15 protein-coding genes are annotated in these 14,811 nt (G+C 61.1%); 3 read left to right on the top strand and 12 right to left on the bottom strand.

What is annotated here, in order from left to right; all coding sequences use genetic code 11:
* Position 1: 1 nt before the first annotated feature.
* Positions 2 to 343: an FKBP-type peptidyl-prolyl cis-trans isomerase gene (locus tag J7E41_RS00720; RefSeq protein ID WP_214989493.1), complete on the top strand. Its 342-nt coding sequence runs from the start codon at positions 2 to 4 to the stop codon at positions 341 to 343.
* 12 nt (positions 344 to 355) lie between these two features.
* Positions 356 to 958, top strand: coding sequence for a GNAT family N-acetyltransferase (locus tag J7E41_RS00715; RefSeq protein ID WP_214989491.1), 603 nt, complete (start codon positions 356 to 358; stop codon positions 956 to 958).
* A gap of 175 nt (positions 959 to 1,133) precedes the next feature.
* Here the strand turns inward: J7E41_RS00715 and J7E41_RS00710 are convergent, their stop codons facing one another.
* From J7E41_RS00710 to ctlX, 7 genes are all read right to left on the bottom strand, one after another.
* Positions 1,134 to 1,631 (bottom strand): Lrp/AsnC family transcriptional regulator, encoded by a 498-nt coding sequence (locus tag J7E41_RS00710; protein ID WP_005787545.1) that lies wholly within the window; start codon positions 1,629 to 1,631, stop codon positions 1,134 to 1,136.
* A gap of 14 nt (positions 1,632 to 1,645) precedes the next feature.
* The gene (locus J7E41_RS00705; RefSeq protein ID WP_251029279.1) at positions 1,646 to 2,500 is read right to left on the bottom strand and encodes an ABC transporter ATP-binding protein; all 855 of its coding nucleotides are present in this window, start codon (positions 2,498 to 2,500) and stop codon (positions 1,646 to 1,648) included.
* A 3-nt stretch (positions 2,501 to 2,503) separates the two neighbouring features.
* Complete coding sequence (locus tag J7E41_RS00700) at positions 2,504 to 3,217, bottom strand: ABC transporter permease (protein ID WP_214989490.1); 714 nt, start codon at positions 3,215 to 3,217, stop codon at positions 2,504 to 2,506.
* Positions 3,214 to 3,915, bottom strand: coding sequence for an ABC transporter permease (locus J7E41_RS00695; RefSeq protein ID WP_214989489.1), 702 nt, complete (start codon positions 3,913 to 3,915; stop codon positions 3,214 to 3,216). Before J7E41_RS00695 ends, J7E41_RS00700 begins: the two co-directional genes overlap by 4 nt.
* Before the next feature lie 208 nt (positions 3,916 to 4,123).
* Positions 4,124 to 4,903 (bottom strand): ABC transporter substrate-binding protein, encoded by a 780-nt coding sequence (locus tag J7E41_RS00690; protein WP_214989488.1) that lies wholly within the window; start codon positions 4,901 to 4,903, stop codon positions 4,124 to 4,126.
* 405 nt (positions 4,904 to 5,308) lie between these two features.
* Positions 5,309 to 6,343 (bottom strand): ornithine cyclodeaminase, encoded by a 1,035-nt coding sequence (locus J7E41_RS00685; RefSeq protein WP_214989487.1) that lies wholly within the window; start codon positions 6,341 to 6,343, stop codon positions 5,309 to 5,311.
* Positions 6,344 to 6,355: 12 nt separating this feature from the next.
* Positions 6,356 to 7,282, bottom strand: a complete 927-nt coding sequence (gene ctlX / locus J7E41_RS00680) for a citrulline utilization hydrolase CtlX (protein WP_214989486.1) — start codon at positions 7,280 to 7,282, stop codon at positions 6,356 to 6,358.
* Positions 7,283 to 7,566: 284 nt separating this feature from the next.
* Here ctlX and J7E41_RS00675 point away from each other — a divergent pair, with 284 nt between their 5' ends.
* Positions 7,567 to 8,457: a GNAT family acetyltransferase gene (locus J7E41_RS00675; protein ID WP_214989485.1), complete on the top strand. Its 891-nt coding sequence runs from the start codon at positions 7,567 to 7,569 to the stop codon at positions 8,455 to 8,457.
* A gap of 132 nt (positions 8,458 to 8,589) precedes the next feature.
* Here the strand turns inward: J7E41_RS00675 and J7E41_RS00670 are convergent, their stop codons facing one another.
* The 5 genes from J7E41_RS00670 to J7E41_RS00650 form a co-directional block, all read right to left on the bottom strand.
* Positions 8,590 to 9,609 (bottom strand): branched-chain amino acid aminotransferase, encoded by a 1,020-nt coding sequence (locus tag J7E41_RS00670; protein ID WP_214989484.1) that lies wholly within the window; start codon positions 9,607 to 9,609, stop codon positions 8,590 to 8,592.
* A gap of 244 nt (positions 9,610 to 9,853) precedes the next feature.
* Positions 9,854 to 11,233, bottom strand: a complete 1,380-nt coding sequence (lpdA, locus tag J7E41_RS00665; RefSeq protein WP_214989483.1) for a dihydrolipoyl dehydrogenase — start codon at positions 11,231 to 11,233, stop codon at positions 9,854 to 9,856.
* Between the two features lie 3 nt (positions 11,234 to 11,236).
* A complete protein-coding gene (locus J7E41_RS00660) occupies positions 11,237 to 12,505 on the bottom strand; it encodes a dihydrolipoamide acetyltransferase family protein (RefSeq protein ID WP_214989482.1) in 1,269 nt (422 codons plus the stop codon).
* Positions 12,506 to 13,564 (bottom strand): alpha-ketoacid dehydrogenase subunit beta, encoded by a 1,059-nt coding sequence (locus J7E41_RS00655; RefSeq protein WP_155584576.1) that lies wholly within the window; start codon positions 13,562 to 13,564, stop codon positions 12,506 to 12,508.
* 1 nt (position 13,565) lies between these two features.
* Positions 13,566 to 14,801 (bottom strand): 3-methyl-2-oxobutanoate dehydrogenase (2-methylpropanoyl-transferring) subunit alpha, encoded by a 1,236-nt coding sequence (locus tag J7E41_RS00650; protein WP_214989481.1) that lies wholly within the window; start codon positions 14,799 to 14,801, stop codon positions 13,566 to 13,568.
* Between the last annotated feature and the right edge of the window lie 10 nt (positions 14,802 to 14,811).

Below are 14,811 nucleotides of genomic sequence, written 5' to 3'. Positions count from 1 at the left end.
TATGAACAACGAACTACAAATCACCGACATCCGCCTGGGCGACGGCAAAGCCGTGGTCAAGGGGGCGCTGATCACCACGCAATACACCGGCACCCTGGACGACGGTACGGTGTTCGATTCCTCCTGGGAGCGAGGCAAGCCGTTCCAGTGTGTTATCGGTACCGGACGGGTGATCAAGGGTTGGGACCAAGGCCTGATGGGCATGAAAGTCGGCGGAATTCGGACACTGTTTGTGCCGGCGCACCTGGCTTATGGCGAGCGGTCGATGGGCGCACATATCAAGCCCAACAGCGATTTACGCTTCGAGATTGAGTTGTTGGAAGTACTGACGCGGGACGATTGAGGCGTGGCAAACATGGAGGTTGCGAAAATATTGCACCTGCCCATCAGTTCCGTCGCCGGTATTCGCGTGGTCGAGCTGACAGTTCGTGATGAGGCTGAGCTACAGCAGTTGTTTGAAGACAGTCCGGGGTATTTTCTGGCGGTCAATGGCGAGCCCGCCAGGCCGTTGGAGGCTCGCGAAGAGCTGAACTTCCAATTGCCCGATGATTGGCCGCATACGCGCATGTATTGGTTGGGCTATCGCGACGCCGAGGGCGTATTGGTAGCCGTGGTGAATGTGGCATCAGACCTGTTGGCGACCGGGGTCTGGCATATCGGGTTGCTGCTGGTGGCCACCTCGCTGCATGGCACTGGGTTGGCAAATCGGTTGCACGCCGATCTTCAGAACTGGGCAATGAGCCTGGGGGCTCGCTGGCTGCGGCTGACGGTGGTGCAGGGCAACACCAGGGCCGAGCGATTCTGGCCCAAGCTTGGGTATGTGTCGGTGCGGGCCCGGGAGGGGATCAAGATGGGGCGGCAGGTGAATCGGGTGTTTATCCTGGTCAAGCCGCTGGCTGGTGCAGATATCGAAGGTTATCTGCGTTCAGTCTCGCGGGATCGCCCCGATGCTCCGTGAGTCTGAGCACGGTTAAACTGTGGGAACTGGCTTGCCTGCGATAATGTGTAGCCGCTGCCGAGGTACGAGGCTGCGATGGGACCGGGGTCGCGCTCGACCGTAGCGGCCCCAGGGGCGGTCCTGCGGGCACGCATCGCAGCCTCGTGCCTCGGCAGCGGCTACAACGTATCAAGCGTCACGCCAACTCGGTCGCGGTGTTTTTCACCACCGCCAACTCCGGATGCGCCACCAATTTATCAATGTGCAACTCATCATTGTTCAACCAGATTTCCGTCAGCACCCGGTAGTGCTCCATGTCCCGGCAGCGCATGCGCAGGCTGTAGTCGAACGGTCCGCTGATCAGTTGGCATTCGAACACTTGAGGGCAGGCTTTGACGCACGCTTCGAAGGCTTTTTGCGCCGAGCGCCCGCTCTGGTTGGAGAGGGCCACCAGCACCAGCAACGACAGCCCCGGCGAGACCATCTGCACATCGATGATCGCGCCATAACCGCGGATCACTCCCCGTCGTTCCAGTTTGCGCACCCGTTCCAGGCAGGGCCTGGGGGTCAGGTGCACCAGTGACGAGAGTTTCTCGTAGGTGATACGCCCCTGATGACGCAGCACATCAATGATGGCCTCGTCGATGCGATCCAGCGCAGGGGAGGAATGGGGTCCGTTGGCCTTGGTATCCATGGTTGGCTTCGTGTTCACTTCAAACGGTTGGAAAGAAATTGCTGCAGGCGTTCGCTGTTGGGATGGTCAAGGATCTCGGCGCCGCCGTGTTCCTCGACCCGGCCCTGATGCAGGAACAGCACCTGGCTGGACACCTGCCGGGCAAAGCCCATTTCGTGGGTGACCATGAGCATGGTACGACCTTCCTCAGCCAACGTCTGTATGACTTTGAGGACTTCTCCTACAAGTTCAGGGTCAAGCGCCGAGGTGGGTTCGTCGAACAGGATAATCTCCGGCTCCATGGCCAGGGCCCGGGCAATTGCCACCCGCTGCTGCTGGCCGCCGGAGAGAAACGCGGGGTATTGATCGGCAACCCGACCCGGCAGGCCGACCTTGTCCAGGTACATCCGCGCGCGCTTTTCCGCCTCGGCGGCGCTCACGCCCAGCACGCGTCGGGGCGCCATGCAGATGTTTTCCAGGACCGTCATGTGGCTCCACAGGTTGAAGTGCTGGAAGACCATGGCCAGTCGCGTACGCAGGTTTTGCAATTGGGCTTGATGAGGGGCCTGGGCGCCGGAGCGGCCCTGGCGCATTTCAATGCTGATGCCATCCAGGGTGATCACCCCGGCGTCCGGCTGCTCAAGAAAATTGATGCAGCGCAGCATCGTACTTTTGCCGGAACCGCTGGCGCCGATCAGGCTGATTACGTCGCCGTTGCGTGCATTCAGCGAGACGCCTTTGAGCACTTCGTGTTCGCCATAGCGTTTGTGCAGGCCTTCGACCTTGAGTTTGACGTTGGCGTTTTCCGCCACCACGGTGGCTCGCGGAGCGGGGCGGGTGTCGATGACGGAAGCGGGATGTGCGGCCAGGGCCTGCGCGGACTGATTCATGGGTTAGCCTCGGGTAGGAACAAGAAAACGCATCCAGCGACGTTCGGCCAGTCGAAACAGGCCCACCAGTGCAAAGGACAGCAGCATGTACAACAGAGCGGCAATACCGAACGCCTGGAAGGTCAGGAAGGTCTCGGCATTGGCATCGCGCGCCACCTTGAGGATGTCGGCGATGGTGGCGGTAAACGCCAGGGATGTGGCGTGGAGCATCAGGATCATTTCGTTGCTGTAGGCCGGCAGCGCGCGGCGCAAGGCGGCGGGCACGATCACAAACAGGTTCAACCGCCAGCCGTGCAAGCCGTAGGCTCGCGCCGCTTCAATCTCGCCGTGGGGGATGTTGCGAATCGCCCCGGCGAAGATTTCCACGGTGTAGGCGCAGGTGTTCAGTACAAAGGCCAGCAGCGTGCAGTTCAGCGCATTGCGGAAAAACTGGTTAAGCAGGGCGTTGTCTTGCACCACGTCCAGGCCGTAGAGCCCGGTGTAGCAAATCAGCAGTTGGATATACAGTGGCGTGCCGCGAAACAGGTAGGTGTAGACCTCCACCGGCCAGCGAATCCAGAAGTGTTCCGACACCCGCGCGATCGCCAGCGGGATCGACAGGAAAAAGCCCAGCACCACCGAGATAATGAACAACCACAGGGTCATGGCCACACCGGAAAAGCCGTTGCCATCGGTGAACAGGTAGGCCAGGCCGTATTGCTGGATCAGTTCGATCATCGCGCCATCCCCTTGATGCCGACGTTGTAGCGCCGTTCCAGGCGTTTGAAGATGCGGTTGGAGAGGGTGGTGATCACCAGGTACACCAGGCCTGCGAGGATCAGGAAATACAGCGGATCATTGGTGGTCTTGCCAGCGTTTTGCGCGGCCTTGACCAGGTCCGACAGGCCGATGATCGACACCAGCGCCGTGGACTTGAGCAACACCAGCCAGTTATTGCCCAGGCCCGGCAGGGCAAAGCGCATCAGTTGCGGGAACAGCACCAGGCGAAACCGCTGCCAGCGGCTCAGGCCGTAGGCGGTCGCGGCTTCGAGTTGGCCCGCGGGTACGCTGAGAATCGCCCCGCGAAAGTTCTCGGTGAAATACGCACCGTAGATAAAACCGAGGGTGAGTACGCCGGCGGTGAACGGATCGATTTCGACGTAATCCCAGCCGAGCATCTCGGTCAGGTCGTTCAGCCACAGTTGCAGGCTGTAGAAGATCAGCAGGATCAGCACCAGGTCCGGCACGCTGCGAATCAGCGTGGTGTAGAGCGTGGCCGGAACCCGAAGCAGCTTGACGCTGGAGAGTTTGGCACCGGCGGCGATCAGTCCCAGGGACAGGCTCAGCACCAGTGCCAGGAACGCCAGCTTGACCGTCATCCAGGCGCCCTGAGCCAGCAGCGGGCCGAAGCCCTGCAAGTTGAGGAATTCATTCACGGGGGAAATTCTCTATAGAACGGGAGAGCATCGGCACATCTTCATCTCCCCCGCGTAGCAGCTGTCGAGCTCCAGCGAGGCTGCGTAAAGAGCGCCTCGGTACCAAGCCAGACGCGAGGACAGCGGTGCAACCTACGCAGCCTCGCTGGGGCTCGACAGCTGCTACGGGAGTGTTATTTCAAACGTTGGGAGATGCGCAGGCCGTTGTTCATTCGTTGTAGATGTCCTGATCGCCGAAGTACTTCTTCTGGATCTGCGTGTAGGTGCCATCGGCTTGCACGGCAGCGATGCCTTTGTTGATCAGCGCCAGCAATTCCTGGTCGTTCTTGCGCAGGCCCATGGCGATGTCCAGAGGCAGGGTCGGGTCCTTGAAGGCCGGTCCGGTCTTGAAGTCGGCGCCTTCGGGCTTGGACAGGAAGTTGAGCTGGGCTTCGAGCTTGTCGGTCAGGGTGGCGTCCAGGCGACCATTTTGCAGGTCGGCGTAGTTCTGCTCCTGGGACTGGTAAGCCTTGATCTGCGCACCGAGTTTAGCCAGGTGAGCGCGGGCGTAGGCTTCTTGCAGCGAGCCTTGCAGCACGCCGACCTGTTTGCCTTTCAGCGATTCAGGGGTGTCGCCGAAGTCGGCGCTTTTGCGGGTGATCACCGAGGTCGGGCTGAGGAATAACCGGTCGCTGAAGTCGATGACTTTCTGACGGGCCGGGGTCACGGCCATGGAGGACATGATGGCGTCGAACTTGCGAGCACGCAGGGCTGGGATCATGCCGTCGAATTCGTTGTGGACCCACACGCACTTGACCTCAAGCTTGGTGCAAATCGCATTGCCCAGCTCGATGTCGAAACCTTGCAGGCTGCCGTCGGCGGCGACTGACTCAAAGGGCGGGTATTCGGGGAAGACCCCGAAGCGGATTTCTTTCCATTCCTGGGCCTGGGCGGCAGAGGCGCACAAAGGCAGGAGCAGCGCAGCGAAAAGTGATCGGAGCGGAGTCATGTGTATTCCCTATATTTTGTAATTGATGTCAGGGCAGTTAAAAGGTGGAATCAGAGTTTTTGTGTCGAGCTGGCTTGTTGTTTGTGGCGAGCGGGCTTGCCCGCGTTGGACTGCGCAGCAGTCCCTAAACCCGTTACCTCATTTTTTCTGAAAGAACTCTGTGACGTTGATGGGGCCGCTTCGCGACCCAACGCGGGCAAGCCCGCTCGCCACAACAAGCCTTCACAGGCCACAAGAATGCTTCATGAAGGTGCGTTTTTTGTGTCGTTTACCCCGGTTGTGGCGCTCGGAATGTGCTGTTAAAACGCGGATGTCAGCGGAATCGGCTGTATCACCCGCAAAATCGGCTTTTTACGCGCTGTTGTCTGGCCCGTCCTATGCTCAAAGCGGCAGACCAGAGCGGTCTCAGGCGCGCTTTTTGTGCTGTGCGGCAGGGCGTTGCGCAAGGCGCGCAAACAGGTCCTTCGGGTTCGCCAGCTCGGGCACCAGTTCCAGGGTGCTACCAATGTCCAGCGCCTTGGCCACGTCGAGTACGTAACGCAGGGCCGAGTAGTCTTCGATGGCAAAACCCACCGAATCGAACAGGGTGACCTGGCGTGAATTTTCCCGGCCGTTGATGACTTGCCACAGTTCGGTGACCGGGGAATCCTGCGGCATGTGCTGGATTTCGCCTTCGATACGGCTTTGTGGCTCGTACTCGACGATTACCCGGGCGCGTTCGACGATGCGTCGGTCCAGTTCGGTCTTGCCCGGGCAGTCGCCGCCCACGGCATTGAGGTGCATGCCGGGTTCGATCATTTCGTCAGTAAGAATGGTGGCGTAGGCCTTGTCGGCGGTGACGGTGGTGACGATGTCGGCTCCGCGCACTGCCTCGGCGACGCTGCTGGCCAGGATCACCTTGATCGCCGGGAACGCCCTGAGGTTGGCTGCCAGCTTGGCGGTGGCCTTGGCGTCGATATCGAACAGGCGGATTTCGTTGATACCCAGCATGGCGTGGAAGGCCAGGGCCTGGAACTCGCTTTGCGAGCCGTTGCCGATCAGCGCCATGCTGCGGCTGTTTTCACGGGCCAGGTAGCGGGCGACCAGGGCCGAGGTGGCCGCAGTGCGAATCGCGGTGGTCAGGGTCATTTCGCTGAGCAGCACCGGCGCGCCCGTGTCGACATCCCCCAAGGCGCCGAACGCCATGACCGTGAGCATGCCGCTCTGGGTGTTTTTCGGATGGCCGTTGACGTACTTGAAGGCGTACAGCGCGGCGTCCGACACGGGCATCAGTTCGATCACACCTTCCGGCGAGTGGTTGGCCAAGCGTGCGCACTTTTCAAAGTCCTGCCAGCGCAGGTAATCGGCGCGGATGTATTCGGCCATCTCGCTGATGCAGGTTTGCAGGCCTTTTTGCGACACCAGGTAGCTGAGGTCGTTGACGTCGATATAGCGGGTCATGGCAAGACTCCTTTATTGGAATGAAGGGCGGGCAGGCAAATGCACTTCCGCCAACATGCAGCGGGCACTGCCGCCGCCGATGCGTTCGATGTGGTCGATATTCACCACCACAGGCAGCGTGTGGCGTTCCACGTGCTGGCGCTGGGCGGGCTTGAGGGATTGCCAGGCACTGGCGGACATCACCAGCAGCGGCTGGCCGTTGCGGTCGTGGACTTCCAGCATGTTGCCGGCGAAGGCCTCCAACTGGTCGAAGTCAAGGGCGAGGATGTCCTTGCCGGTGTCCCGCAGGGAGCGTTCCAGGGCCAGACGTTCCTGGTCCTCGGGCAACGCTTGCAGGCACACCACGGAGAGGTCGCGACCGACGCTCATCATCACGTTGCTGTGGTAGATCGGCGTGTGATGGCGGTCGACGGCGTGGAACACACAGACCTGATAGTCGAGGCGCTCGGCAAATTGGCGTAGGGCATCTTGGTGGGTACGCCCGGAGTGGCAGGCGTAGCTGATACGGTGCTGACGGTCGAGGACCATGCTGCCGGTGCCCTCCAGGAACATATTTTGTTGTTCCAGGTGGCTGAGGTCGATGGTGTCGCGGATCGCGAAACGCTGCTCCAGCACTTGCAGCACGCCTTTATTGCGCTCCAGTCGGCGGTTCTGGCCCTCCATCGGGTACAGCACCAGGCTGCCGTCGGCATGGCTGCTCCACCAGTTGTTGGGGAAAATCGAATCCGGGGTATGGGGCGCCAGGGTGTCCTGCACCACCAGCACTTCCACTCCGTGTTGGCGCAAGGTCTCGACATAACCGTCGAACTCTTCCAGCGCTTTCTGCTGCGCGCCGAGTGGGTCCAGGGGCGGGCGCTGGAAGCGGTTGTTGATCGCGGTGTCCGGGTTGAAGGCAAAGCGCGCCGGGCGGATCATCAGGACGGTGTTGGTGGTTTGCATGGGGGCACGGGTCCATGAAGGTTAGGCATTGAGGCTATTTTGTGCGTTATAGCGGGAGAATCTCGGCTGAAACCGGGAAGTGGCTCAGCGGGGAAAGCTGAAAAGTGAGGCGTGACAGCTGAATCGGCTGCGTGGGGGTGGAGATTAAAATGTGGGAGCGGGCTTGCTCGCGAAGGCGGAGTGTCAGCCTATACATTTGTGACTGATCCACTGCCTTCGCGAGCAAGCCTGCTCCCACATTGGTATTGTGCTAACAGTGATATCCGTGTCAGGAAGGAGTGCCCATGCCCACTGAAGTCCGTCTCGCCCAAACCACCGATGCCGAGGGCATCAGCCAGGTAATCCTGGCTGCCCTGCATGACAGCAATGCCCGGGATTACCCGGCTGATGTCATCGCCCGAGTGGCGAGCAACTTCACGCCCGACGCCGTGCTGGCATTGCTCCAGCGCCGAACGGTGCTGGTGGCGGTCCAGGACGAAGGGATCGTCGCCACCGCAGCCCTTGATGGCAGCGTGGTGCGCTCGGTATTCGTCAACCCGGCGCTGCAAGGGCAGGGTATTGGTCGCCTGCTGATGATCGAAATCGAACTGCGCGCCCGGGAGGCCGGTGTCACGGTGCTCAATGTGCCGTCCTCGCTGACCGCCGAGCCGTTCTACACCACGCTGGGTTTCCATACGGTGCGCGACGTCTACCACGGCAACGAACGCACTCTGGTCATGGAAAAGGCTCTGTCGTCACGCCATCCCATCGGTCTGTATCGCGATCGTCAGCACCGTGGCCAAGTGATCGCGTTGTGGCAGGCAGCCTTCGGTTATGACACGGCGCACAATATGCCGGCCCTGGCCATTGATAAGAAACTGGCGGTCAACGATGCCTTGTTCTTTGTCGCTACGGACAAGAAAACCGTGATTGGCACCATCCTCGCCGGCTATGACGGCCATCGTGGCTGGCTGTATTCGGTGGCGGTGCATGCTGACTATCGCCGTCAGGGCCTGGGCGCCTCACTGGTACGGCATGCAGAACAGGCCTTGATTGCCTTGGGCTGCATGAAGATCAACCTGCAGGTCACCAGCGGCAACGAAGCGGTGGTGGGGTTTTATGAAGCGCTGGGGTATGGGGCGGAGCCGAGGATCAGCATGGGCAAGAAGATTGTGGAGAATAGTTCGAAAGATTGAGGAGCAAATGTGGGAGCGGGCTTGCTCGCGAAGGCGGTGGATCAGTCGATATATTCTGCGACTGATACTCCACTTTCGCGAGCAAGTCGAATCGTCGCACCGCCGCTCCCACATTTCGTTCAGCGGTGTTGGTCAGACCTTGACGATCCAGCCTTCAGGCGCTTCAACGTCGCCGGACTGCACGCCGGTCAGCTCTTTATAGAGCTTTTGGGTGACGGGGCCGACGTCTTTCTCGCTGTAGAACACGTGCAGCTTGTCCTTGTATTCGATACCACCGATCGGCGTGATCACCGCAGCAGTACCGCAAGCGCCGGCTTCCTTGAAATCTGACAGCTTGTCGACGAACACATCACCTTCGACCACTTCCAGTCCCAGGCGGGACTTGGCCAGTTCGATCAACGACAGGCGAGTGATGCCTGGCAACACCGACGGTGAGTTCGGGGTGACGAACTTGTTGTCGTGGGTGATACCGAAGAAGTTGGCCGAACCGACTTCCTCGATTTTCGAGTGGGTTTGTGGGTCCAGGTAGATGCAATCGGCGAAGTTGGCTTTTTTCGCCAGGGAGCCCGGCATCAGGCTGGCGGCGTAGTTGCCACCGACTTTGGCCGCACCGGTGCCGTTCGGCGCGGCGCGGTCGTAGCTGGAGATCAGGAAGTTGTGTGGCGTCAGGCCGCCCTTGAAGTAGGCGCCGACCGGGATGCAGAAGATCGAGAAGATGAACTCGGGTGCCGTGCGCACGCCGATGTTGTCACCGGTACCGATGACGAACGGACGCAGGTACAGCGCGCCGCCGGTGCCGTACGGCGGGATAAACCGCTCGTTGGCGCGAACCACTGCCTTGCAGGCTTCGATGAAGGCTTCGGTCGGCACGTGCGGCATCAGCAGGCGTGCGCAGCTGCGCTGCATGCGCAGGGCGTTCTGGTCTGGACGGAACAGGTTGATCGAACCGTCCTTGCAGCGATAGGCCTTCATGCCTTCGAAGCATTGCTGGCCGTAGTGCAGGGCGGTGGAGCCTTCACTGATGTGCAGCACGTTATCTTCGGTCAGGGTGCCTTCTTGCCAAGCGCCATCCTTCCAGGTCTGGAGAAAACGCTTGTCGGTCTTGATGTAGTCAAAACCCAGCTTGTCCCAATTGATGCTTTCGTTACCCATGACACCCTCTATCTCTTGTCAACCGCCTGGTCGAAGGCAGGCGTGTGGTTTATTTCTGGATGGGCGCAACAATACTTCATTCCGAGGTGAATTCGCAGCCTTGGCTTACGCAATCTGACGTCATCCTCTGTAGCCGCTGCCGAAGGCCGCGATAAGGGCCGCAGGATCTTCAGCAGTTTAAGGCCCTGACGCCTGCTTCGCAGTCGATCGCAGGCTGCGCCAGCGGCTACAGGATTGGTACGTGTTACAGGTGCAACGCATGCCCCAACGCCCGCAGTGCTGCTTCCTGCACCGCTTCACCCAGGGTCGGGTGGGCGTGAATGGTGCCCGCCACATCTTCCAGGCGCGAACCCATTTCCAGGCTCAGGCCAAACGCCGTGGACAACTCCGAAACGCCAACCCCTACCGCTTGCCAGCCGACGATCAGATGATTGTCACGCCGTGCCACCACCCGCACGAAGCCGGTTTTCGATTCCAGGGTCATGGCCCGGCCATTGGCGGCGAACGGGAAGCTGGACACGATGCAGTCCAGGCCGGCCGCGTTCGCTTCATCCGGGGTCTTGCCGACCACTACCACTTCCGGGTCGGTAAAGCATACGGCCGGGATCGCCGCCGGGTTGAATTCGCGGTGTTTGCCGCTGATCAGCTCAGCCACCATTTCACCTTGGGCCATAGCCCGGTGCGCCAGCATGGGCTCGCCGCTCAGGTCGCCGATGGCCCAGACATTGCGCATGCTGGTCTGGCAGCGGCTGTCGATCTTGATCGCCGAGCCATTCATGTCCAGGTTCAGCGCTTCCAGGTTCCAGCCTTGGGTGTTGGGTTTGCGACCGACGGCCACCAGTACCTGGTCGGTTTCCAGGGACAAGGTCTCGCCGTTGGGATCGCGCACTTGCAGGGTGTTGTTTTCAAAACCGGTGACACTGTGTTTCAGGTACAGCTTCACCCCCAGTTGCTTCAGGGACTCGGCCACCGGCTGTGTCAGCTCACCGTCATAGGCCGGCAGGATGCGGTCCTGAGCCTCGACCACGCTGACTTCGGCACCGAGCTTACGATAAGCGATCCCCAGCTCCAGCCCGATATAACCGCCACCCACCACGATCAGCCGCTTGGGCACGCTTTTCGGCGCCAGGGCTTCGGTGGACGAGATGATCGCACCGCCAATCGGCAGCATTGGCAGGTTGACGCTTTTCGAACCGGTGGCCAGCAGCAGGTGCTCGCACTGGATACGCTGATCGCCGACTTCTACGGTCTTGCCATCGATGACCTTGGCCCAGCCGTGGATCACCTGCACCTTGTGTTTTTTCAATAGTGTCGCGACGCCGGTGGTCAGGCGATCGACGATGCCGTCTTTCCATTCCACACTTTTGCTGATGTCCAGGGTCGGTGCGGCAACCTTGATCCCCAGGTTCGAACCCTGGCTGTGGTGCACGGTTTGCTGGAACTGCTCGGCGACGTGAATCAACGCTTTGGAGGGAATGCAGCCGATATTCAGGCAAGTACCGCCCAACGATTGGCCTTCCACCAGAATGGTCGGGATGCCCAGTTGGCCGGCACGAATCGCCGCCACGTAACCGCCAGGGCCGCCGCCGATAATCAGCAGCGTGGTATTTAATGTCTGCGACATGACTTACTCCAGAAACAGGCTGGCGGGTTGTTCGAGCAGGCCACGGATGGCCTGGATGAATTGCGCCGCGTCCATGCCATCGACCACCCGGTGATCGAAGGAGCTGGAGAGGTTCATCATCTTGCGGATCACAATCTGCCCCTTGATCACCATCGGCCGCTCAACAATACGGTTGACGCCGACAATGGCCACTTCCGGCAAATTCAACACAGGTGTGCTGACAATCCCGCCGAGCGCACCAAGGCTGGTCAGGGTGATGGTCGAGCCCGACAGTTCATCGCGGCTGGCCTTGCCGTTGCGCGCGGCAGTGGCCAGGCGGGTGATTTCTTCAGCCGTGCCCCACAGGTTGCGGGCCTCGGCGTGACGCACCACCGGCACCATCAGGCCGATATCGCTCTGGGTCGCGACACCGACATGCACCGCGCCAAGGCGGGTGATGACCTGGGCTTCGTCGTCGTAGCGCGCATTGATTTGCGGGAAGTCCCGCACCGCCACCACCATCGCTCGCACCAGGAACGGCAGCAAGGTCAGCTTGCCGCGTGTGGCGCCGTGTTTTTCATTGAGGTGCACCCGCAGCTCTTCGAGGGCAGTGACGTCGATTTCTTCCACGTAGCTGAAATGCGCGGCGCGCCGGGTGGCGTCCTGCATGCGCTGGGCGATCTTGCGGCGCATGCCGATCACCGGGGTTTGCTGTTCGTCGTTGCGTTCGGCATAGGGGCTGGCCGAGGTAGCGCTTTTTACGCTGCCTTGCTGCAAGTAGGCCTCAAGGTCTTCATGCAGAACGCGACCGGCCGGGCCGCTGCCCTGGACCAGACGCAACTGGATGCCGGCATCCAGCGCATGCTTACGCACGGCCGGGGAAGCCAGCGGACGCTCATCGGCGTCGCGTGCTACAGGTGCCTGAGCCACAACCGGCTTGGTGACTGGCCGGCTTTCGACGACCGGCGCCTTGGCTTCAACTTTCGGCGCAGGCGCAGGGGCTGCTTCTTCGACCACGGCCGACAACGCCGACTCCTTGGTATTGCCCGCGCCTTCCACCTCAATGCTGATCAAAATACTGCCCACCGCCATGACTTCGCCCGGCTCGCCGCCCAGGGAAATCACCTTGCCATGCACCGGTGAAGGAATATCCACCATGGCCTTGTCGGTCATTACATCCGCCAGCACCTGATCTTCTACCACCAGGTCGCCGACCTTGACGTGCCACACCGACAGTTCAACTTCCGCGATGCCTTCGCCAATGTCCGGCATCTTGATAACGTGCGTGCCCATTCAGACCTCCATGACCCGATGCAAAGCCGCGCCCACTCGGGACGGGCCAGGGAAATACGCCCACTCTTGCGCGTGGGGATACGGCGTATCCCAACCGGTGACGCGCTCGATCGGCGCTTCCAGGTAGTGGAAGCAGTGCTCTTGCACCAGCGCCACCAACTCGGCGCCGAAGCCGCAGGTGCGGGTGGCTTCGTGGACGATCACGCAGCGACGGGTTTTCTTCACGGAATTGACGATGGTTTCCAGGTCCAGCGGCCACAGGCTGCGCAGGTCGATGACTTCGGCGTCAATGCCGGTTTCTTCGGCGGCCACTTGCGACACATACACCGTGGTGCCGTAGGTGAGGATGGTCACGTCCTTGCCCGGGCGGGCGATGGCGGCGACATCCAGCGGCACGGTGTAGTAACCGTCCGGCACTTGTGCTTGCGGGTGTTTCGACCACGGGGTTACCGGGCGGTCGTGGTGGCCGTCGAACGGGCCGTTGTACAGGCGCTTGGGTTCCAGAAAGATCACCGGGTCATCGTTTTCGATGGAGGCGATCAGCAGGCCCTTGGCGTCGTAGGGGTTGGACGGCATCACCGTGCGCAGGCCGCAGACCTGGGTGAACACCGCTTCAATACTCTGGCTGTGGGTCTGGCCGCCGTAGATACCGCCGCCGCAAGGCATGCGCATGGTCAACGGGGCGGTGAACTGGCCGGCCGAGCGATAACGCAGGCGCGCGGCTTCGGAAATGATCTGGTCGGTGGCCGGGTACACGTAGTCGGCGAACTGAATCTCCGCCACTGGTCGTAAGCCATAGGCGCCCATGCCCACGGCCACGCCGATGATCCCGCTTTCGGAGATCGGTGCGTCGAACACCCGTGAGGTGCCGTACTTGGTCTGCAGGCCTTCGGTGCAACGGAACACGCCGCCGAAGTAACCGACGTCCTGGCCGAACACCACCACGTTGTCGTCGCGCTCAAGCATCACATCCATGGCCGAGCGCAAGGCCTGGATCATGGTCATGGTGGTCGTGGTCATGGCGGTTTCCAACTGGATATTGTTGTTGTGATCGTTCATGTCAGATCCCCAGTTGCTGGCGTTGGCGCTTCAGGTGCTCGGGCATTTCCTTGTACACATCCTCGAAGATCGAGGCGGCGCTAGGGATCTGGCCGCCGGCGAGGGTGCCGTACTGCTCGGCTTCTTTCTGGGCCTTGATGACTTCGGCTTCAAGCTCGGCACTGACCGCGGCGTGTTCCTCTTCGGACCACTGGCCGATACGGATCAGGTGCTGCTTGAGACGGGCAATCGGGTCACCCAACGGGAAGTGGCTCCAGTCGTCGGCGGGACGGTACTTGGACGGATCATCGGAAGTGGAGTGCGGGCCTGCGCGATAGGTGACCCACTCGATCAGGGTCGGCCCCAGGTTACGTCGGGCGCGCTCGGCGGCCCAGGCGGAGGCGGCGTACACCGCGACAAAGTCGTTACCGTCCACACGCAGCGAAGCAATGCCGCAACCGACGCCGCGTCCGGCGAATGTCGTGGCTTCACCGCCGGCGATGGCCTGGAAGGTGGAAATAGCCCACTGGTTGTTAACGACGTTGAGGATCACCGGCGCCCGATAAACGTGGGCGAAGGTGAGGGCGGTGTGGAAGTCTGATTCAGCGGTGGCGCCGTCGCCGATCCAGGCTGAGGCAATCTTGGTATCGCCCTTGATCGCCGAGGCCATGCCCCAGCCCACGCCTTGTACGAACTGAGTGGCGAGGTTGCCGGAAATCGTGAAGAAGCCGGCGTCCTTGACCGAGTACATGATCGGCAACTGACGGCCTTTGAGCGGATCGCGCTCGTTGGACAGCAGTTGGCAGATCAGGTCCACCAGCGGCACTTCCCGGGCCATCAGGATGCTTTGCTGGCGGTAGGTGGGAAAGCACATGTCGTCGATGTTCAAGGCCAGGGCCTGGGCGCTGCCGATGGCTTCTTCGCCAAGGCTTTGCATGTAGAACGACATCTTTTTCTGACGCTGGGCGACCACCATGCGGTTGTCGAAAATCCGCGTCTTGAGCATAGCGCGCATGCCCTTGCGCAGGATTTCCACCGGCACGCCTTCGGCCCATGGGCCCAGGGCTTGGCCCTGATCGTCGAGCACGCGGATCAGGCCTTTGGCCAGGTCGGCGGTGTCAGCGGGTTCTACGTCAATGGGGGGCTTGCGCACCAGGCCGGCGTCGGTCAGACGCAGGTAGGTAAAGTCGGTCTTGCAGCCTGGGCGGCCCGAGGGTTCGGGCACGTGCAGGCGCAGTGGTTCGTACTGCTGAGTCATGGCTTTCTAC

The sequence above is a fragment of the Pseudomonas fluorescens genome (assembly GCF_018614655.1).
GTDB lineage: Bacteria > Pseudomonadota > Gammaproteobacteria > Pseudomonadales > Pseudomonadaceae > Aquipseudomonas > Aquipseudomonas fluorescens_BX.
The sequence above is the reverse complement of the archived record's forward strand: the minus strand, read 5'-3'. Positions and strand labels throughout refer to the sequence as shown.